Here is a 20,557-nt window from a genome sequence, read left to right as displayed (position 1 = left end):
TTCTTGTTTATCTCTGCGCCCGACTTATTCGGCCGGAACAGCAGCCACTTCGTTTGTCAGAGGATGGCTGAGCTTGTTCAGCATCTCTTTCGGGCAGACCTGCAGGAAGTTCGCCGTTTCCACATCCCAATGCTGCAGGATGTCCGAGGCTTTCCGGCTGAAGGTTTCCGCCGCGTGACGCTCGATCAGGGACTTCAACTGATCTTCCCAATGATCGACGGTCACCGGACAGCTCACCAGCGTTTCCATGTTCATCAACGCCTGCGCCTTGCCCTCCGGATCATACAGATAGGCCATGCCGCCGGTCATACCGGCGCCAAAGTTGGCCCCGATATCACCCAGGATCACCGCGACACCACCGGTCATGTATTCACACCCGTTCGAGCCACAGCCCTCGATCACCACTTTGGCGCCCGAGTTCCGCACCGCGAACCGCTCACCCGCGCGACCAGCGGCAAACAGCTGCCCGTCGGTTGCACCGTAGAGAACGGTGTTACCGATGATCGTGTTGTCATCTGCCTTCAGCGGGCTGACCTGTGGTGGGCGGACGACGATCATGCCGCCTGACAGCCCTTTGCCGACATAGTCGTTGGCGTCACCAGACACCTCCAGCTTCAGACCCGGTGCCGCAAAGGCCCCCAGCGACTGACCTGCCGAGCCCTGCAGTTTCACATGCAGGTGGTCGTCCTGGAACGTGTTCCGCATACCGAAGTTCTGAACGATATGGCTGGAGACGCGCGTACCTACGGTCCGGTGCGTGTTCTGGATCGCGTAAGACAGCTGCATCTTTTCACCGTCTTTCAGGAACCGCGCCGCGTCGCGCACGATCTCGGCGTCCAGCGTATCAGGCACCGCGTTGCGGTCCTTGTCACGGTTGTAGACGATGTCATGCGCGCCATCGACAGTGATCAGCAGCGGGTTCAGGTCCAGATCGTCCAGATGGGCCGAGCCACGGCTGACCTGATCTAGCAGATCGGCCCGACCGATGATCTCATCAATCGAACGCGCACCGAGGCTGGCCAGCAGCTCGCGTACTTCCTGCGCGTAGAAGGTGATCAGGTTGACGACCTTATCCGCGTTGCCGGTGAACTTGGCGCGCAGGCTTTCGTCTTGCGTACACACGCCAACCGGGCAGGTGTTCGACTGGCACTGACGCACCATGATACAGCCCATCGCGATCAAGGCGGCGGTGCCGATGCCATATTCCTCGGCCCCCATCATTGCTGCCATGACGATGTCACGACCGGTCCGTAGGCCACCATCGGTCCGCAAGGTCACGCGGTCACGCAGGTTGTTCATCGCCAGAACCTGATGCGCCTCAGTCAGGCCCATCTCCCACGGAAGACCGGCATATTTGATCGAGGTCGCAGGCGACGCGCCCGTGCCGCCATTGTGGCCCGAAATCAGGATGATATCCGCTTTCGCCTTGGCCACACCTGCAGCAATCGTGCCCACGCCTGAGGACGCCACCAGCTTCACCGTCACCTTGCAGCGCGGGTTGATCTGCTTGAGGTCGTAGATCAACTGCGCCAGATCCTCGATCGAGTAGATGTCGTGGTGCGGTGGCGGCGAGATCAGCGTCACACCTTTGGTCGAGTGACGCAGACGCGCAATCAGGTCGGTGACCTTCATGCCGGGCAGCTGACCACCCTCACCCGGTTTGGCGCCCTGGGCGACCTTGATCTCAAGCTCTTCACACTGGTTCAGATACTCGGCAGTCACGCCGAACCGGCCCGAAGCCACCTGTTTGATCTTGGCCGACGGGTTGTCGCCATTGGGTTCCGGCACAAAGTGTGCCGGGTCTTCACCACCTTCACCCGAGTCGGATTTCGCACCAATCCGGTTCATCGCCACGTTCAGCGTCTTGTGCGCCTCGGGCGACAGCGCGCCCAGCGACATACCCGGCGTGACAAAGCGCTTGCGGATCGAGGTGATCGATTCGACCTCTTCAATCGGCACCGGTTTGCCCAGCGGTTTGAAGTCCATCAGATCACGCAGATGGATCGGAGGGTTCGATTGCATCTTGGCCGAATACTGCTTCCACAGCTCGTAGGACGCCTTGTTGCACGCCATCTGCATCATGTGCATCGAGGTCGCTTCCCAAGCATGGGTCTCGCCCGATTGCCGGGCTTTGTAGAACCCACCAATAGGCAGCACATCCAAGCCATTGTCCCACGCTTTGGCATGGATTTCCTCGACCTTGGCCTGAATACCCGTGACACCGATGCCGGAAATCCGGCTGGTCATACCGGGGAAGTACTCGGCAACCATGGCACGGCTAAGACCCACGGCCTCAAAGTTCAGACCGCCTCGATAGGATGAGATCACCGAGATGCCCATCTTGGCCATGATCTTCAGCAGACCCTGATCGATGGCCTCGCGATAGCGCGCGACGTTCTCGGTCAGCGTGCCTTCCAGCAGACCACGGTCAATCCGATCGGCCAGCGAATCCTCGGCCAGATAGGCGTTCACAACGGTTGCACCACAGCCGATCAGAACCGCAAAATAATGCGGATCAACACATTCGGCCGAACGCACGTTCAGCGAGCAGAAGGTCCGAAGTCCTTGCCGTGTCAGATGCGAGTGCACCGCGCTGGTCGCCAGGATCATCGGCATGGCCACACGGCCCTCGCCCGAGTTCATGTCCGACAGCACCAGATGCCCCGCGCCCGAGCGCACAGCCTCCTCTGCTTCGGCTCTAACACGGGCCAAGGCGTCGCTCAGCGCGCCACGACCGGGCTCAAAGCTGCAGTCGATTTCTGCCAGAGGAGAGCCGAAGGTCTCAACCAGTTTGTCCCACTGCGCGTTGCCAACAAAGGGGCTGCCCAGCACAACGATTTCGGTTTGGCTGCTATCTTCGTCCAGCACGTTTTTCAGGTTACCGAACCGCGTTTTCAGCGACATCACGCGGTATTCCCGCAAGCTGTCGATGGGCGGGTTTGTCACCTGGCTAAAGTTCTGACGGAAGAAATGGCTTAGCGGGCGGTACTGCTTGGACAGCACGGCCGAGGGCGTGTCATCCCCCATCGAAGCCAGCGACTCCTTACCATCCTCGGCCATCGGCGCGAGGATCTGCTCCAGCTCTTCGATCGAGTATCCCGCCGCGATCTGACGCTTGCGCAGCTCTTCTCCGCGGAACATGGCTGTCTCGGTCACGCCGGCCAGGGAGTCATCCAGATCATTGATCTTATTGACCCACTCACCAAACGGCAGGGCGCGGGCCAGTTTGTCCTTGATCTGTTTGTCCCGGTAAAGCTTGCCGCGCTTCATATCCACGGCCAGCATCTGACCCGGACCCAGAGCGCCTTTTTCAGTCACCGAGGCCTCATCAATCGGCACCATTCCGGCCTCAGAGCCCGCGATGACCAGACCATCGCCCGTCACCACATAGCGCATCGGGCGCAGACCATTCCGGTCGAGACCGGCACAGACCCAGCGGCCATCGGTCATGGCCAGAGCGGCAGGGCCATCCCATGGTTCCATCACCGAGTTGCAGTAGGAATACATGTCGCGCCACGCCTGCGGCAGCTCAACGGCCTGCTTGGACCAGCTTTCCGGCACCAGCATGGTTTTCGCCATGGGTGCCGAGCGGCCCGCGCGTACCAGAACCTCAAAAACCGAGTCTAACGCGGCCGAATCAGACGATCCGCCTGCGATGATCGGCTTGATATCTTCGGCATAGTCACCAAAGGTCGAGGACGCCATGCGGATCTCATGGCTCTTCATCCAGTTGATGTTGCCCTTCAGCGTGTTGATCTCACCATTGTGGGCCAGCATGCGGAAGGGTTGGGCCAGCCACCATTGTGGGAAGGTGTTGGTCGAATAGCGCTGATGATAGATCGCAAAGGCCGACTCAAAGCGTTCGTCCATCAGGTCTGGGTAGAAAACCGCGACCTGTTCAGCCAGCATCATGCCCTTGTAGATAATCGAGCGGCAGGACAGCGAAGCCAGATAGAGACCAGAAATCCCAGCAGCCGCAGCCGCTTTTTCGATGCGACGACGGATAACATACAACTCACGCTCGAACGTCTCTTCGTTCACGCCTTTCGAGTTGGAGATCAGGATTTGCTCGATTTCAGGACGGGTCGCGTTGGCCTTGTCGCCCAGACAGGTGACATCAACCGGCACGTGACGCCAGCCATAGATATAGTAGCCCATCCGCAAAACTTCGGTTTCCACGATGGTCCGGCAGCTTTCCTGCGCGCCAAAATCGGTGCGAGGCAGAAAGACCTGACCAACCGCGATCAGCTCATCCAGGTTGGGTTCGTGACCGGTGCGACGAATCTGATCGTAGAAGAATGGAACAGGAATTTGAACGTGGATACCCGCGCCGTCACCTGTCTTGCCATCCGCATCGACAGCGCCCCGGTGCCAGATCGCCTTCAGGGCATCGATCCCCGCATCAACAACCTTACGCGAAGGCTTACCATCGACGGACACCACAAGGCCCACACCGCATGAGGAATGCTCTTCCTCTTCGGAATAAAGACCGTTTTCCGCCATCCACTTGCGCTTGGTTTCCTCGGCGCGCACCCAATCGGCATCAAATTTGGTCATTCGCTGTCTCCTGCTTCCAAGGGGGCACGGATTGCCGGATCCCTGGTTTTGGTCTTTGGCTGGCGTTCTGGATCGAACGCGTATCCCTTTGGGAAAATGTTGAACTTCGACGATGGCAGTTATTCAGCTGCGACCACCGCCTTGGCATTGAACCGCTCAATGATGGCATCAGCGCAATCTCGGCCATCCCGGATCGCCCAGACGACCAGAGAGGCTCCGCGCACGATGTCACCAATGGCATAGACGCCGTCCATCTCGGTTTCACCGGTCTGGAAGGCCGCTTTGATGGTGCCCCAGCGCGTGACCGGCAGATCGGGCTGACCGAACAACGTGGGCAAGTCTTCGGGCTCAAAACCCAGCGCCTTGATCACCAGATCGGCGTCCTCGACATAGTCGGCACCTTCGATCACCTCAGGGGCCTGACGACCCGACGCATCCGGTTGTCCAAGGCGCATCTTCTGCACCATCACGCCGGTAACTTTGTCATCGCCGACGAAACCCTTTGGCGCGCTAAGCCATTCGAATACCACGCCTTCTTCCTCGGCGTTCTGCGTTTCTCGCTGCGAGCCGGGCATGTTGGCACGGTCACGGCGGTACAAGCATTTGACCGAGGTCGCGCCTTGACGGATCGAGGTGCGCACACAGTCCATCGCCGTGTCGCCACCGCCGATAACGACAACTTTCTTGCCGTCGGCGTTCAGTCGGCCATTGTCGAAATTTTCGACCGCGTCACCAAAGCTTTTGCGATTCGAGGCGGTTAAGAAGTCGATCGCCTTCTCGATACCCGTCAATCCGCTGCCCGGCATGGACAGATCACGCGACTTGTAAACGCCGGTTGCGATGATCACGGCGTCATGCTTGGCGCGAATTTCGTCAAATTTGGCGGCGTCCACGTCGCAGTTCAGAACGAACTCCACCCCGCCTTCGGCCAACAGATCATTGCGGCGCTGGACGATGTCTTTCTCGAGCTTGAAGCCAGGGATACCGTACATCAACAAGCCGCCCGCACGGTCATAGCGGTCATAAACTGTGACTTGGATACCGGCACGGCGCAGCATGTCGGCTGCCGCCAGGCCACCCGGGCCTCCGCCGATGATGCCCACACTTTCGCCGCGTTCAGCGGTCGGAACGACGGGCTTCACCCAGCCTTTGTCCCAAGCGGTGTCGGTGATGTATCTTTCAATTGTCCCGATGGTGACCGTGCCGTGGCCCGACTGTTCAATCACGCAGTTGCCCTCGCACAAGCGATCCTGAGGACAGATACGGCCACAGATCTCGGGGAATGTGTTGGTGGCCTGACTGGTCGCGTAGGCCTCTTCCAGGCGACCTGTCGCTGTCAGGCGCAACCAGTCGGGGATGTTGTTGTGCAACGGGCAATGCGATTGGCAATAGGGCACACCACATTGGCTGCAGCGACTGGCTTGCTCTGCGGCCTTGGCCGATGCGAATTCCGCGTAGATTTCGTCAAAGTCTTCTTTGCGGTCGTCGGCGGCACGCTTTTCAGGCATGACACGGTCAATCTGCACAAATTTCAACATCGGTTGCTTTGCCACGGGTCCGACTCCATGAATTGGCTAGGAAGCATCTCTTTATGAGATCGCCCCGGATATGAAAAGTCATATATACTGACCTAATTAAGAAAAATCTCAGCTGGCGCGTAAAATATTTGCTTTTTTCTTCTATTTTTATGTCCGATACGGACCTATCTATCATCTTTCCTTTTCGACACCACCAGAATACCCATGAACTCAAAGCAATTTGATGGCAGTGCGGCAGGGTAAATGAGTCTCTTTCACTTGATTCTCGTGGCGATCATTCAGGGGCTTACTGAATTTCTGCCTGTCTCCTCGTCCGGCCATCTGATCTTGCTTCCCAACCTGACCGGGATGCAGGATCAGGGCCAAACCATCGACGTGGCAGTTCATGTGGGCACGCTGGGTGCGGTTGTTTTTTACTTCTGGTCCGACGTCAAACAAGCAATCCGCGGGCTGCCTGCCGCGCTATCTGGGCGCACCGACACGGCGCAGGCACGGTTGGCGCTGGGGTTGATCGTGGCAACGATTCCGACAGTCCTCGCTGGGCTGGTCCTTTACCTGACCGGCCTGACCGAGGCGCTGCGATCCATCGCCGTCATCGGCTGGACCATGCTGCTGTTTGGGCTGCTGCTCTATTGGATGGACCAGAAAGGCCCCCAGACCAAGATCGCCGCCGATTGGAGTCTGCGTGACGCGGCCATCATGGGACTTTGGCAGGCAATCGCCCTGATTCCGGGGACATCCCGGTCGGGCATCACCATCACCGGGGCACGGAATCTGGGCTATACACGGGAAGAAGGCGCACGCCTCGCCATGCTTATGTCGATCCCGACCATCATCGCCTCAGGCGTGTTGCTATCCCTTGACGTAGCCCACCAGGCCGACGCGCAGCTGGCCAAAGACGGAGCGATCGCCGCCCTCTTTGCCTTTGTGTCGGCCCTGTTAGCACTCAGCCTGATGATGCGCCTGCTGCGCAGTGTCAGCTTCACGCCCTATGTCATCTATCGCGTCATTCTTGGCGCGATCCTGCTGGTGATCGCCTATAGCTGATCAGGTCCGCAAATTCTTGGCCGAGTTCTGAATGTCGTCATACTGACCTGAGGGGCGGAATTTCCACAGGTATTCGGGCAGAACAGCATCCAACGTAGTGGGCACAATCCTCAGATCCGCAAAGCCCTTGGCGCTGTCACCGACTACATTGTCTTGTCGAAGGTTCTTCAGCTGATCCTGCGTCAGGATCGGATTCGAGAACAGCTGGAAGCTGACGAATTTCAGAATATCCAACACACCGGCCATGATCTTGGCGGCAAAGAACGGCACACCCAGAATCACCCGGCGCCGATGAATCACCTCCAGCATTTGCTGCATCAAAGCCCGGAAGGTTTTCACCTCAGGACCGCCCAGCTCATAAATGCCCGAGGCCGCTTTCCCCAAGACACCCTGCTCGGCCGCCTGCGCCACATCATCCACATAGACCGGTTGAAACCGCGTCTCGGCCCCGACCAGAGGCAAAAACGGCCCGAACCGCGTCATCGCGGCGAACCGGTTGAAGAACTGATCCTCGGTACCAAAAATGATCGAAGGGCGCAGGATTACTGCATCGGGCATATGAGCCAGAACTCCGGCCTCACCCGCAGCTTTGGTGCGGGAATAAGCGCTGGCCGACTCGGCATCTGCACCAATGGCCGAGATATGAACCATCCGCTCCACGCCATTCTCGGACGCAAGACGCGCGATGCGTTCGGCCCCTTCGGCCTGCACTGCATCAAACCCGTTCTTGCCCAGTTCGTTCAGAACACCCACGCAATTCACAACCGCTTCTGCACCCTGCATGGCCAACTGCACCGAAGCGTCATCCCGGATGTTGCAAAAAACCGGTTCAACCTGACCCACAACGCCATAGGGTTTCACGAACATGGCCTCGTTCGGGCGTCGCACGGCGACTCGGACGCGCCACCCTTTGGCCGCCATACGGCGCGCGATGTAGCGCCCGACAAACCCTGACCCTCCGTAGATCGTGACCAGTTTCGACATTCGATGGCTCCTGCTGCGTGGCTTTGACGTAGAAGTAGCGCCCGAACCCCTTTGAAACAAGGCATCAAATCGCCGCGTGTCCTGCGAAGAAACCCACTGTGAAAAGGGGCCGAGCGGCGTGGTTCAAAAAACTTTCAAAAATCTGTCCGAATCTGGTTGACCCTCCCCGCCGCTGGGCTTAAACGCCCCCTCACGACACCTGCCCAGGTGGCGGAATTGGTAGACGCGCTAGCTTCAGGTGCTAGTGTCCGTATGGACGTGGAGGTTCGAGTCCTCTCCTGGGCACCAAATCCCCCTAAATTGTATCGATTACTCGCATTTGCGGCGTGGAAATAGCCCGTGTGTTTGGGGAATTCAGTCTCAGATCCAACCACACGCACAGCATTTCATGCCTTGAGCGTTGACGTCAGGGCCTCGCAAAGCAGTGCTCTGCGCAGGCCCCGGCCTATGTCTCAGATTTACTTGGCTTTCTTTTCTAGGTTTTGCCAGAACTTCAGCTTTTCGTCGAAGGTCTTTTCCATTTGCTTCGGCTTCGCTTTCGGGACGGCCTGTTGCACCACATGCGTTGCCTCGTGACCGATCAATTTCTTGGCCGCCGATGCAGTCTTGGCAGCTTTCGACACCTGAACCAGAAGGTCTTTGTTGGCCTTTTCGTCCATACATTTTTTCTTCTTCGCAGTCGAAATGGCCTTCTGCGCAGCTTTGCCTTGCTTCATCGCCACTGCAATTGCCTTTTTCAACGGTGCCAGTGTTTTCTTCGCGACCGGAGACGCCTTTTCCGCCTGATCAATAATTTTGGACTGCTGCACAATCGCCGCCGCGAGCTTGTCCGCTTCTTTCTCAAATTTATCCAGGCCTTTTTCATCAATTTTCATTTGGTTTCTCCTCAATCTAAGACGCTTGGTCGATTCATCGAGAGAATGCGGCAAATGCTGCCGGAGAGTCAGTGAAACCCGTCACACTGGCGTTAAATACCCCAGAACTGCGCCCTTTTGAGAGGCGCCACAGACTTACACTTTCATCTTTTGCAAAGCTGCTGCGGGCTGGAAAAGATCAGGCCGTTTGGGTCAGGCCTGCTTCTCTGCGGTCTCATCGACCGTATCGGCGTTCAGCTCGATCACCTCAGCAGGGACATCCTCTTCGGTCTCGGGTTCTTCTTCGGCAGAGGCTTTGTCTTCCAGCGCGCCCACAATCAAAGGCAACATATGCACACCTGTGGCTGTGGCGATCTCGGGCGTCTGAGGTGTCTGCCAGCTGAGCGTATCGAAGCTGCCGCAATTCTGGCAGACCGGGCCCCATTCGGGCTGAATGTCGTGACAGTTCTCGCACACCCATTGCGGCCCACGCGGCGCCGTCAAGGCCTTGGCCAGCCAACCCTGAACAACCGCGTCCGAGGCACCTTCGCCGCGCTCGATGGCCGCCATCAACGTGTATCCACGGGCATCAGCCTGTTTCTCCACCACATCCCCCAGCGCGCGACGCGCTTCGGGGAAGTCCTCGGCGACGATGTTCAATTCGGCCAGAATCAGGCGGGTTTCCATGTTCTCAGGGTGGATACGGGTCAGCGCGGTGAACCGCTTGATACGGTCCTGAGCCGACTCCTCCGGTGCAATCTCGGCAAAGGCATGGGCGAGATCGGGGTGGGGCTGAACCTCCCACGCTTTCTTGAGGATCTTGGTCGCCGCGCGCGGTTTGCCTTTTTCGATATAGGCCCGCGCAGCCATGGCGGCGGCGGGCACCAGATCGGGTGACAGGCGGTTGGCCTCGATGGCTTGTTCTTGTTGCTCGACGCTTGCTCCGTCGTCCAGAATGCCCTTGGCCTCGGACAGGGCCAGAACCGCGTCGCGCCGTTTGAACACGTCGCGCGGCAGGTACCCGGCCTTCAGCTTCGACGTCAGAGTCGACCGCGCTCCGGCCCAATCCTGTGCCTTGGTTTGCAGGTTGAGCAAGACATCTTGCGTTTCCTCATGGCGCGGCTTTAGCGCGAGGGCCTTCTCGGCCAGTTTGCGCGCGGTTTCGTCATCGCCCTCGGCCAGCTTCTGTTTCATGATACCGCGCACACCGACAAAGCGCGTTGCGCTATTGGTCACCAGCTTTTTGTAGGTCTCCGAAGCCTTTTTGGTGTCGCCCGTCATCTCGGCCGCTTGCGCGACCAACAAGTTGGTCAGTTCCGGCTTGTTCAGCAGTTTCTCGGCCTTAGAGGCCTTGGCCATCGCCATGCGACCCTCGCCCGATGCTAACGCCATGAGACCGTCGGACAGTGCCTCATATCCGCGCCGTTCGCGGCTGCGGTCGAAATGGCGTGACAAGGCGGTTTCATCGCCATTGAGGAATTTCAGCGTCGCGATCAGCAGGCCCAGCAGTTTGAAGAACAACCAGACGCCAAAAACCAGCACGCCCAGCGCGATCACCGATTGCAGCGGCCCCAGCGTGTATTCCACTCCGGCGACCGTGATCTGAACCCCGCCGCTGGTTTGCATGAGGAAGTGACCACCCAAAGCCAGAAGGCCGATAATCGCAACAAAAACAAGGATCTTAAACAATGACCACAGCATGGCAGGTCCTTCAGTTCGAGTTCAGGTCGGAAGCAAGCATATCGGCAGCTTCAACCGCCGCGACCCGGGTCTGGGCTGCTTGTTCCCAATCGGCCATTGCGGTTTGTGCCGCCTCTGGCAGGGATTTCAATTCAGTCAGTGCGGAGGCGACGTCACCATCAGCCAAAGCCGCCTGAGCACGCGACAGCACGGCATCCGGGCCATCCCCATCCTGAGGGGTCACCGATCGCGCGCCGGTCTGGCGTTGCAAAAAGGCGATCACGCCCGTGCCTTTATCCGCATCACGCGCATCCGCCAAAGCGGTACGCGCCGCCGCCGGGAATGAGGCCCTCAAGGACGACAGCGTCTCAACCCCTTTGTCCGCAGGCGCTGAAAGCGCATCCGGCACCGTCACACCCCCCGCTTGCAATTCACTCACAAGGTCCGAATAAGGCTGACCGGCATCCAACTGTCCATGCAGGCGGGACAGGATAGCGAGGTTGGTCGCGGCGTGCGCTTCGGCCGTTGCTTTAGCCTCGAGCGCCTGCGCATCGGCGACCATTTTTTCGACCTCACCTCGTTGCGCCGCCAGTGAGTCCTGCAGCTTTTTCAGTTCAGCTTCAAAAGCAGCGGTCGCTTCGGTCGAGGTGTTTGCAGCGATGGGCGCCTTCTCAAGCTCGGTCAGCCGGTCGGCCAGGGGCGCGATCTGACCCGTCAGAGATTCGACGCTGGATTTCACGGCGGTCAGATCTGCATCAACCGGGTCCAGCTTTTGCGACAGCGCCTGAACCTGTTCCGTCAGGCCCGACACGTCCGGCGCATCCGAGAGCTTCTTGGTCAGCGCTTCGATCTGGTCTGATTGTTCCGAGAGCTTCGATTCAAGCGCCGCAATCACGTCCGAGTTATCCGACCCACCAGACGAGATCAGCCCCGTTTGGGCCGCCGCAAAACCAAGGCCCGCGGCAATCACACCACCTATCAGGGCCGGAACAAATCCACCGCGTTGTTCCTGGGTCGGTTCAGCGGGTTTCTCAACGGCCTGCATAGGTTCCGACGGCTCAACGGACGCTTCGGCTTCGGCTTCGGCTTCGGCTTCGGCTTCGGCTTCGGCTTCGGCTTCGGCTTCGGCTTCGGCTTCGGCTTCGGCTTCGGCTTCGGCTTCGGAAATCAGGTCCTCATTCGGCGCATCTTCGTCAACAGGCGACCCTTCAGTTTCACCGCTTACATCTTCGACCACATCGTCTGATTTCGGGGTTTCCACCGGTTCCTGATCGGATTTCTTTTTGCCCGCCACCGTCAAATTCCCCTTATCGATTCTAAAATCACCAGAACTACAGACTGTTCCAAGTTAATCTGCACCCGGCTCTCTCTCAACCCGCAACGCGTGTTTCACAAGCTTTTTAACGGCCTTACGCATCTTCTTGGGCGTCGGTTCCTTGGCGATCCTCAGACGTTCATACCCCAAGGATTTAAGGGGTTCCGCCGTTGCCTCGCTGATTGCGGCCAGCCATAGCGGGGCAGTGCCCGCCCAAATGTCGGCGAATTGTCGCGCGGTGCGGGGTGAGAAAATAGGCGCGATCACTGGCCTGTCGCCCTCGGATGCGGCCTTTGCCTCGGGGCTGAGCGGCAGCAGAATTTGCTGGTACACTGCCTGTTCGCGCGTGGTTACGCCCATCTCGGTCAGACGCTCGGCGATGTTGCCCCGGCTGTGTTCGCCGCGCAGATGCAACAGCGGGCTTGTTGGTCTGATCTGCAAAAGACCGGCCACAAGCTCTTCCGCCGTACCACCGACCATACGCGCATCCCAGCCCGCGCCTTCGGCGGTCGCAGTCGTGGTCGGACCCACGCAATAGGCAGGCAAATCCCGGCGCACACCCGCCGAGGCTGCCACATTCACCGCATTGGAGGACGTGAATATCAGCCCCTGCGTCTCAGCCGTACAGATCGGAACCGCCAGCGGTTTGATTTCCAGAATGGGGGAATGGATGACCTCAACACGCGATCTGACGCGGGTCGGAAGCTGCGCAACAAACCTCTCCGAGGCGGCGCGAGGGCGGGTCATCAACAAATACAACTATCGGCGCCTTCGGCCTTGGGATTGTTTGCGTCCGCGCAGGGTGGTACCCCGCTTGGCAATCATGATGCAACGGATCACGCCAATGGTGCAAACACTTACCGTCCTTGGATTGGAAAGCAGCTGTGACGACACAGCCGCCGCCGTCGTGCGCCAAACCGACGGCGAAGAGGCCGAAGTGCTGTCGTCGATTGTCCATGGCCAAACTGAGCTGCACAGCGCTTATGGGGGCGTCGTCCCCGAAATCGCCGCGCGCGCCCATGCCAAGAAACTGGATAGCTGTGTCGTTCAGGCGCTAGAGGATGCGGGTCTAACACTGGCCGATATGGACGCCATCGCCGTGACCGCCGGGCCCGGCCTGATCGGAGGGGTCATGTCCGGCGTCATGTGCGCCAAGGGGATCAGTGCGGCGACCGGCCTGCCTCTGATTGGGGTAAACCATCTGGCAGGCCACGCCCTGACCCCGCGCCTGACGGATGGAGTAGCCTTTCCGTACCTGATGCTGCTGGTCTCGGGCGGGCACTGCCAATACCTGATCGCCCACGGATCCGAGCAATTCACCCGTCTGGGCGGCACCATAGACGATGCCCCCGGCGAAGCCTTTGACAAAACCGCCCGTCTTCTGGGCCTGCCGCAACCCGGTGGACCCTCGGTCGAGGCCGAGGCGCGCCAGGGCGATCCCGAGCGGTTCCGCTTTCCCCGGCCCTTACTGGACCGGCCCGGATGTGACCTGTCTTTCTCAGGGCTGAAAACCGCGCTGATGCGGATGCGAGATCAGATCGTTGCTGAAAAAGGTGGCGTGACCCGTCAGGATCGCGCCGATCTATGCGCCGGGTTTCAGCAGGCAGTCGTGGACACTTTGGCCGAGAAAACAAGGCGCGCCATGGATCTGTATCTGGCCGAGACCCCATCGGACCCGGTCATTGCCGTCGCGGGTGGTGTGGCTGCAAATTCGGCCATTCGTTCTGCATTAGAGTCTGTTTGTGCCGAAAAAGGCGCACGTTTCACCGCCCCGCCCCTTGCACTTTGCACCGATAATGCGGCCATGATCGCCTATGCGGGGATGGAACGGTTTCGCACAGGTGCGCGCGACGGCTTGGATCTTGCAGCGCGACCCCGTTGGCCTTTGGACCAGACCAGCCCCGCCATGCTCGGCAGCGGCAAAAAAGGCGCAAAGGCATGAGCGTTTCGGTTCTGGGATCAGGGGCGTTCGGCACGGCTCTGGCGATCTCACTGGCCGGTAGCGGGCCAGTCACCCTGTGGTCGCGCAGCGCCGAGCAGGCGAAAGCCATGCAGGATAGTCGGATCAACAAGAACCGATTGCCCGATGTCGCCTTGCCCGATGCCATCACCGTCACCTCTGATATCAAAGAAGCGGCGGCAAACGATGTCCTTCTGGTGTCTGTGCCGATGCAACAGTTGCGCCATGCACTGCAGGAACACGCGGCGGTGCTGGCCGGGAAAACCCTGGTTGCGTGCTGCAAGGGGATTGAACTGTCCTCGGGCCTCGGTCCGATTTCCGTGATCCGCGAAACCATTCCGGATGCACGACCAGCGCTCCTGACTGGCCCCAGCTTTGCGGATGACATCGCGCGTGGCCTGCCGACAGCGCTGACCCTGGCCTGTGCAGATGCCGATCTGCTCGGAACACTGCAAGCCGAACTAACCACTGCCAATCTACGCCTCTACCGCACCACCGATGTGATCGGAGCGGAACTCGGCGGCGCATTGAAAAACGTTATAGCCATCGGATGTGGCGCTGCCATCGGGGCCGGTCTAGGCGACAGCGCACGCGCTGCACTGATGACCCGCGGATTTGCGGAAATGCAGCGCTTTGCCCTGATGCGCGGCGCGCAGCCAGAGACGCTGATGGGGCTCTCTGGACTGGGTGATCTGGTGTTGACCTGCTCGTCCGAACTGTCCCGAAACTATCGTTTTGGCCAGTGTTTGGGTCGAATCGAACCTTTTGACACCACAACAACTGTCGAAGGCGTCGCCACCGCCCGCGCCATGGCCGACATCGCCAAGGACGAAGGTCTGGACATGCCCATCAGCGTCACAGTGGCCGACCTGAGCCAAGGCGCTTACAGTGTGGCGCAAGCTATCGAAACCCTGCTCAACCGACCCCTCAAGGAGGAATAACATGCTCATCGCCCTCATCGCCCGTGACAAACCCGGCGCGCTGCAAACTCGGCTGGACAACCGCGCGGCCCATTTGGCCTATATCGAAGAAACCGGCGTTGTATCGCAGGCCGGCCCGCTATTGGACGGAGACGCGATGATCGGCTCACTGGTTATTCTCGAAGTCGAAGATCTGGCCGCTGCACAAAGCTGGGCCGACAATGACCCCTATGCCAAGGCCGGTCTTTTCCAATCCGTTGAACTGATCCCGTGGAAAAAGGTGATCGGCTGATGGCATACTGGCTGTTCAAATCCGAGCCATCGACCTGGAGCTGGGATCAGCAGGTTGCCAAAGGCGATGCCGGAGAAGAATGGGACGGCGTGCGCAACTATCAGGCGCGCAATTTCATGCGGCAAATGGCAATCGGTGATCGCGGGTTCTTTTACCACTCGCAAAAGGACAAGGCGATCGTTGGTATCGTCGAAGTCTGCGCCGAGGCCCATCCCGACAGCACCACCGATGACGAACGCTGGGAATGCGTGGACATCAAAGCGGTAAGGCCGTTTGAAATTCACGTCACGCTGGACCAGATCAAAGCGGATGAACGTCTGGGTGAGATGGTGCTGGTCAAAAACTCTCGTCTATCGGTGCAGCCGGTCACTGAAGCCGAATGGCAGGTGATCTGCGCCCTGGGCTCGACTGAGGCCGACTAAAACAGAGGGAAGGCCCTGCACGGTGCAGAACCTTCCCTACCCCACGTGCTCCCTACTCACCACACGCGTATTGGAATCTGTTGGTTCTGACCGTCCTGGCCACATAAGGACCATAACCTGTTTTCTCAGGCAGCTTCAAACACCAAGTCCTTAAAATATAAATCAAAACAAAAACGCCCGCCGATGGGGAGGCGGGCGTTTGGGTGGAAAACGTAACGTTTAGCCGTAAACCGATTCTTTGCCGAAATGCTTGGTCAGCATGTAGTAGACCACCGCGCGGTACTTGTTGCGCTCGGACATGCCATAGGTTTCCAGAACCGAGTTGATGGCCTCCATCAGCTCGGGCCCGTCGGCCAGACCCAGCTTTTTGATGAGGAAATTATTTTTGACGGTCTCCAGCTCAACGTCCTGGCTGGCTGCCACGGTCGACGCGTCGGCGTCATAGATCGCCGGACCGCACCCGATGGTGACCTTGGTCAGCAGGTCCATATCGGCATCCATGCCGCATTTGTTTTTCAGATCATCGGCGTATTTGGCGATCAGATCGTCGCGTTTTCCCATAAAACAGTCTCCCTATCAGCAGTCCTGGCTGCGGTTACTCAAATCCTAAAAACAGGTGTCGGAAGCCTAGCCATTCCTCCTATTCCCACAAAGGGAAAAATTCCGTGCTTTCCCCCTAAGCGGAGGAGCGCCTTTGCCGCGCGCCTTGAAAGGCTCGATCTGCAAGGTCCGAAAACGCGCGAACCTTGCGCCCCGGCGTGCTGCTGCCCGCGTGAACAAAGGCAATTGGTGCAGATGGGGATTTCAACGCACCTGGCAAAACCTCGACCAGCGTACCCTGCTGCAGCTCTCGCTGAACGGCCAGACGGGATTTGACCGCCAGCCCCAGCCCCTGCACTGCGGCTTCGGTCAACATGTCCGAGTTGGAAACGGCAATACGTCGCGTGACGGACAGTTGCCCCTCATGAGTGTCGAAACGCGTCTGCCAAGGCAAACACGCCCAGCGCATCTTGCGCAGGTCTTCGACGGATTTGGGCATTTCGTATCGTGCAATGAAACCCGGCGCGGCGCAGATGATCCGGTCGTTGTCGCAAAGCTTGCGCGCTTTCAGCGTGCTGTCCGGCAATTGCCCGACACGAATGGCGCAATCAACGCCCTCATCGACCAGAGAGACATAGCGATCGACCGCCAGAAACTCGATCGTCAAGTCCGGATGGTCCTCTTGGAAACTGTCCATCAACGGCATGATGAACCGGGACAGGATCCACGGTGACAGGGTTACACGCAGATGGCCGCGCAGCGCCCCCTTGCCGCTTCCGGCCTCCAACTCGGCCTCACGCAAATCTGACAGCACAGGCTCGATCCGATCCAGAAAGATCAGGCCTTCATTGGTCAGCTGAACCCGGCGGCTGTTGCGGTGAAAGAGCTTGAGGTTCAGCACCTCTTCTAACTTCCCGATCCGATGGCTGACCGTCGCTGCCGAAATGCCCAGCGCCTTTGCAGCCGATCCGACCCCTCCAGTTTTGGCGACAGAGATAAAGGTCAGAAGATCGTTCACATGGTACATTCGAAAATTCCTAACACTGGTTTCGAAATTGAGCCAGTTATCCGCGAAAATTTCAAATGGTATCTGATCGGGCACATCAGAGGAGGACCCGATGAAATCGCTCTATGCAGCTACATGCGCCTTGGCGCTGGCTTTGCCCGCCGCGGCAACCGAATTGGAAACGTATCTTGAGTTCGAGAAGGCCGTGCCTCCGGGCAATCTGGCGATTGGACCCGATGGGCGCATGTTCATGTCGGTGCATGAATTCTACGGGCCCGAGTTGCGCGTGGTCGAAGTGATGCCCGACGGATCAACCAAGCCCTACCCGACCGAGGACTGGGCCCGCGCCCCGCAAGACGATGCGGATGGATTGAACGGCGTTCTGGGCCTGCGGGCAGATCGCGATGGTATCCTGTGGATGCTGGACGGTCAGGGTGAAAACCAGACCGGGCGCATCGTAGGTTGGGACACCAAGATCGAGAAGCTACACGCGATCCACTATATCGGCGCCCCGGTCGCGCGGCCGACCTCGTTCCTGAACGACCTTGCCGTGGACCGTGATCATGGTGCGATTTACATCTCGGATACGGGTGACGGTCAGAACTCGGCCATCATCGTGGTTGATCTTGAGACGGGCCGCGCGCGGCGCGTTCTGGAGGGTTCGCAATACACGATCCCCGAGGATACCCCGATGGTGATCGACGGGCGTGAGATTACGCTGGGCGGCAATCCGGCCAAAATCGGCATCAACCCGATCACCGTCGATCCCACCAATACGTGGGTCTATTTCGCGCCGATGACAGCCAGCGCGATGTACCGCATCCCCACTGCGGCACTGCTGGATGAAAGCCTTTCGGATGCTGATCTTGAGGCGCAGGTAGAACGTTATGGCGACAAACCGATCTCGGACGGCTCGACCGTGGATACAGGCGGCAATGTCTATATCACCGCGATGACGGACAATGCACTGGGGGTGACCAAGCCTGATGGCAGCTATGAGGTTCTGTTCCAGTCGGATGATGAGTTGCCGTGGCCAGACGGGTTCTCGATCGGTGCGGATGGCTATGTCTATGCCACGATTAACGAGTTGCACCGCTCACCCGTTCTGAACAATGGCGAGGATGCCTCGAAGGGGATCTACAAGATTGTCCGGTTCAAATCGCTGGCGGATGCGGTCAGCGGACGCTGATCCTGGTCCGGCCCTGTTCTGCGGGGCCGGTAAACCTACCGGCAATAGCCCCAGCCAGGGCCTTGCAGGTGAAAATGATCCGCGTGCAAACGGTTGAAATTGGGGCCTAAAACCACGCGGAACCAGTTACAGGCGCCCTGCCCGATCTGCTGTAGAAAAGCACTCTCGGGTCCCGGCGTGGACCAATCCTGAAGCAGGCTGAGCGCCCGCCCATCCGCCAGTTCCACCCCGATGATATCAATCGAATCCGCCGTGGCGTGGCTGCTCCAACCGCTGTTTTCACCCTGCGCGGTCCGCATGCGGCGGCAATTATAGCTGCCGAGATGGCGCAAGCTGCGCACTTGAGTACCCAACAAGTCCTGCGCGGCGGGTTGGACGACGTGATGCTCCCACATCGCCAAACGCAGGGCCGTCGTACAGCGGGTTTCGACCCCGCCCACCCGCGCACTGACCAAGCGGGACAGCTCACCCCGACCGGCGATGCCGCAGTTCTGGTCGACGACCAGATCCTCCATCTCCGAGAACGCGACACCGGCATCGGACAGCGTGGCCCGGCACTGCGCCTCATCCGCCAATGCCCGGTTCAACTGATATTTGGTAACGGGCGTGACCGGCGCGGTCAGGGTCAGGTCCCGCAGAGGGTTCCAGTGGTCGGGCAGCGGTGACTTGGGATGCGACAGCAGTACATACCCGGCCGACCCAACAAGAAATAGAAATACGATGATCGAAAAGAAAGACGCCGCCAGATACAAGATCCGGCGGCGTCCTGAACGTTTGGTCATACCCGATCCGCGATCAGTAGCGGTAATGCTCGGGCTTGTAGGGGCCTTCCGGCGCAACGCCGATATAGGCCGCTTGTTCGTTGTCCATCTTGGTCAGTTTCACGCCGATACGATCCAGATGCAGGCGGGCCACTTTCTCATCCAGATGCTTGGGCAGGATGTAGACCTTGTTTTCGTACTGGTCACCCTTAGTGAACAGCTCGATTTGCGCCAGAACCTGGTTGGTGAAGGAGGCCGACATCACGAAGGACGGGTGACCGGTGGCGTTGCCGAGGTTCAGCAGACGGCCTTCGGACAGCAGAATGATACGGTTGCCCGAGGGCATCTCGATCATGTCCACCTGTTCCTTGATGTTGGTCCATTTGTGGTTCTTCAGGCTGGCCACCTGAATTTCGTTGTCGAAGTGACCGATGTTGCCGACGATGGCCATGTCCTTCATCGCACGCATATGCTCGATGCGGATCACGTCCTTGTTGCCGGTGGTGGTGATGAACACATCCGCCGTTGCAACTTCGTCTTCCAGCAGAGTGACTTCGTAGCCGTCCATCGCAGCCTGCAGCGCGCAGATCGGGTCGACCTCGGTCACTTTAACACGCGCGCCAGCGCCGGACAGCGAAGCGGCCGAGCCTTTGCCCACATCGCCATAGCCGCACACAACTGCAACCTTACCAGCCATCATGGTGTCGGTGGCGCGGCGGATACCGTCGACCAGCGATTCCTTGCAGCCGTATTTGTTGTCGAATTTCGACTTGGTGACCGAGTCGTTCACGTTGATCGCCGGGAACGGCAGGTGACCGTCTTTCACCAGTTGATACAGACGGTTCACACCGGTGGTGGTTTCCTCGGACACGCCCTGAATCTGGTCGCGCATCTTGGTGAACCAGCCCGGGCTAGCCGCCATACGCTTGGCGATCTGCTTCTTGATCACCTCTTCCTCTTCCGAGCCGGGCACAGGGATGATGTCCTCACCTGCTTCGGCACGGGCGCCCAACAGGATGTAGAGCGTCGCGTCGCCGCCATCGTCCAGGATCATGTTCGGGCCGTCTTCGAACAAGAAGGATTTGTCCAGATAATCCCAATGCTCTTCCAGCGTCTGGCCCTTGATGGCAAAGACAGGGACACCCGCCTCGGCAATCGCCGCTGCCGCGTGGTCCTGGGTCGAGAAGATGTTGCACGACGCCCAGCGCACATCCGCGCCCAGAGCAACCAGCGTCTCGATCAGAACGGCAGTCTGGATGGTCATGTGCAGCGACCCAACGATCCGCGCACCGCTTAGAGGCTTGCTTTCACCATATTCCGAACGCAGCGCCATCAGGCCCGGCATTTCAGTTTCGGCGATATCCAGTTCCTTGCGGCCGAACCCGGCCAGCGAAATGTCTTTGACGATATAGTCCCCGGCCATAAGGCGCTCCATTTTTGCGGTCAATCACAGTTCCGGCTGCCCCTAGCATCCCTTGGGGCAGGTGGCAAT

The 20,557-nt window shown here is 59.1% G+C and carries 17 protein-coding genes and 1 tRNA gene; 7 read left to right on the top strand and 11 right to left on the bottom strand.

Annotation, left to right across the window (positions count from 1 at the left end; translation table 11 throughout):
• Positions 1 to 24: 24 nt before the first annotated feature.
• Positions 25 to 4,557 (bottom strand): glutamate synthase large subunit, encoded by a 4,533-nt coding sequence (gene gltB, locus ACR0KL_RS10675; RefSeq protein WP_480776999.1) that lies wholly within the window; start codon positions 4,555 to 4,557, stop codon positions 25 to 27.
• A 119-nt stretch (positions 4,558 to 4,676) separates the two neighbouring features.
• A complete protein-coding gene (locus ACR0KL_RS10670) occupies positions 4,677 to 6,110 on the bottom strand; it encodes an NAD(P)-dependent oxidoreductase (protein WP_170680516.1) in 1,434 nt (477 codons plus the stop codon).
• Positions 6,111 to 6,338: 228 nt separating this feature from the next.
• Between ACR0KL_RS10670 and ACR0KL_RS10665 the strand changes: the two genes are divergently transcribed.
• The gene (locus tag ACR0KL_RS10665) at positions 6,339 to 7,142 is read left to right on the top strand and encodes an undecaprenyl-diphosphate phosphatase (RefSeq protein ID WP_170680519.1); all 804 of its coding nucleotides are present in this window, start codon (positions 6,339 to 6,341) and stop codon (positions 7,140 to 7,142) included.
• On the opposite strand, the gene ACR0KL_RS10660 is transcribed toward ACR0KL_RS10665, so the two are convergent.
• The gene (locus tag ACR0KL_RS10660) at positions 7,143 to 8,126 is read right to left on the bottom strand and encodes a complex I NDUFA9 subunit family protein (RefSeq protein WP_170680522.1); all 984 of its coding nucleotides are present in this window, start codon (positions 8,124 to 8,126) and stop codon (positions 7,143 to 7,145) included.
• 201 nt (positions 8,127 to 8,327) lie between these two features.
• Here ACR0KL_RS10660 and ACR0KL_RS10655 point away from each other — a divergent pair.
• Positions 8,328 to 8,414, top strand: a tRNA-Leu gene (locus ACR0KL_RS10655).
• Positions 8,415 to 8,584: 170 nt separating this feature from the next.
• Here ACR0KL_RS10655 and ACR0KL_RS10650 read toward each other — a convergent pair.
• The 4 genes from ACR0KL_RS10650 to ACR0KL_RS10635 all read right to left on the bottom strand — a co-directional run bounded on the left by ACR0KL_RS10650 (position 8,585) and on the right by ACR0KL_RS10635 (position 12,722).
• Positions 8,585 to 9,001, bottom strand: coding sequence for a hypothetical protein (locus tag ACR0KL_RS10650; RefSeq protein ID WP_170470608.1), 417 nt, complete (start codon positions 8,999 to 9,001; stop codon positions 8,585 to 8,587).
• Positions 9,002 to 9,193: 192 nt separating this feature from the next.
• Positions 9,194 to 10,681 (bottom strand): heme biosynthesis HemY N-terminal domain-containing protein, encoded by a 1,488-nt coding sequence (locus ACR0KL_RS10645; RefSeq protein WP_480776998.1) that lies wholly within the window; start codon positions 10,679 to 10,681, stop codon positions 9,194 to 9,196.
• Between the two features lie 10 nt (positions 10,682 to 10,691).
• Positions 10,692 to 11,954, bottom strand: coding sequence for a COG4223 family protein (locus tag ACR0KL_RS10640; RefSeq protein WP_480555336.1), 1,263 nt, complete (start codon positions 11,952 to 11,954; stop codon positions 10,692 to 10,694).
• Between the two features lie 54 nt (positions 11,955 to 12,008).
• Positions 12,009 to 12,722: a uroporphyrinogen-III synthase gene (locus tag ACR0KL_RS10635; RefSeq protein WP_170680530.1), complete on the bottom strand. Its 714-nt coding sequence runs from the start codon at positions 12,720 to 12,722 to the stop codon at positions 12,009 to 12,011.
• A 97-nt stretch (positions 12,723 to 12,819) separates the two neighbouring features.
• Here ACR0KL_RS10635 and tsaD point away from each other — a divergent pair, with 97 nt between their 5' ends.
• From tsaD to ACR0KL_RS10615, 4 genes are read left to right on the top strand one after another with little or no spacing between them, the layout of a single operon-like run.
• Entirely contained in the window at positions 12,820 to 13,917 is a 1,098-nt protein-coding gene (gene tsaD, locus ACR0KL_RS10630; RefSeq protein WP_480776997.1) for a tRNA (adenosine(37)-N6)-threonylcarbamoyltransferase complex transferase subunit TsaD, read from the top strand.
• Entirely contained in the window at positions 13,914 to 14,876 is a 963-nt protein-coding gene (locus ACR0KL_RS10625) for an NAD(P)H-dependent glycerol-3-phosphate dehydrogenase (protein ID WP_170680535.1), read from the top strand. Before tsaD ends, ACR0KL_RS10625 begins: the two co-directional genes overlap by 4 nt.
• Before the next feature lies 1 nt (position 14,877).
• On the top strand, positions 14,878 to 15,147 hold the full coding sequence (locus tag ACR0KL_RS10620) for a YciI family protein (RefSeq protein ID WP_170680538.1): 270 nt from the start codon (positions 14,878 to 14,880) through the stop codon (positions 15,145 to 15,147).
• A complete protein-coding gene (locus ACR0KL_RS10615; protein WP_170680541.1) occupies positions 15,147 to 15,569 on the top strand; it encodes an EVE domain-containing protein in 423 nt (140 codons plus the stop codon). The genes ACR0KL_RS10620 and ACR0KL_RS10615 overlap by 1 nt, the downstream gene beginning before the upstream one ends.
• A 219-nt stretch (positions 15,570 to 15,788) precedes the next feature.
• Here ACR0KL_RS10615 and ACR0KL_RS10610 read toward each other — a convergent pair whose 3' ends face one another.
• Positions 15,789 to 16,130: a DUF2853 family protein gene (locus ACR0KL_RS10610; RefSeq protein WP_170680543.1), complete on the bottom strand. Its 342-nt coding sequence runs from the start codon at positions 16,128 to 16,130 to the stop codon at positions 15,789 to 15,791.
• Between the two features lie 115 nt (positions 16,131 to 16,245).
• A complete protein-coding gene (locus ACR0KL_RS10605) occupies positions 16,246 to 17,136 on the bottom strand; it encodes a LysR family transcriptional regulator (RefSeq protein ID WP_170680546.1) in 891 nt (296 codons plus the stop codon).
• Positions 17,137 to 17,227: 91 nt separating this feature from the next.
• On the opposite strand from ACR0KL_RS10605, the gene ACR0KL_RS10600 reads away from it, so the two are divergent.
• Positions 17,228 to 18,304, top strand: coding sequence for an L-dopachrome tautomerase-related protein (locus ACR0KL_RS10600; protein ID WP_170680548.1), 1,077 nt, complete (start codon positions 17,228 to 17,230; stop codon positions 18,302 to 18,304).
• Between the two features lie 35 nt (positions 18,305 to 18,339).
• Here the strand turns inward: ACR0KL_RS10600 and ACR0KL_RS10595 are convergent, their stop codons facing one another.
• The gene (locus tag ACR0KL_RS10595) at positions 18,340 to 19,086 is read right to left on the bottom strand and encodes an extensin-like domain-containing protein (protein ID WP_480776996.1); all 747 of its coding nucleotides are present in this window, start codon (positions 19,084 to 19,086) and stop codon (positions 18,340 to 18,342) included.
• 13 nt (positions 19,087 to 19,099) lie between these two features.
• Positions 19,100 to 20,488 carry an adenosylhomocysteinase gene (gene ahcY / locus ACR0KL_RS10590; protein WP_170680836.1) on the bottom strand — a complete coding sequence of 463 codons (1,389 nt, stop codon included), beginning with the start codon at positions 20,486 to 20,488 and terminating at the stop codon, positions 19,100 to 19,102.
• Positions 20,489 to 20,557 lie beyond the last annotated feature (69 nt).

This window comes from Ruegeria sp. C8 (genome assembly GCF_056537565.1).
Note: the sequence above shows the minus strand (reverse complement) of the source record. Positions and strands in the feature narration are given on the sequence as shown.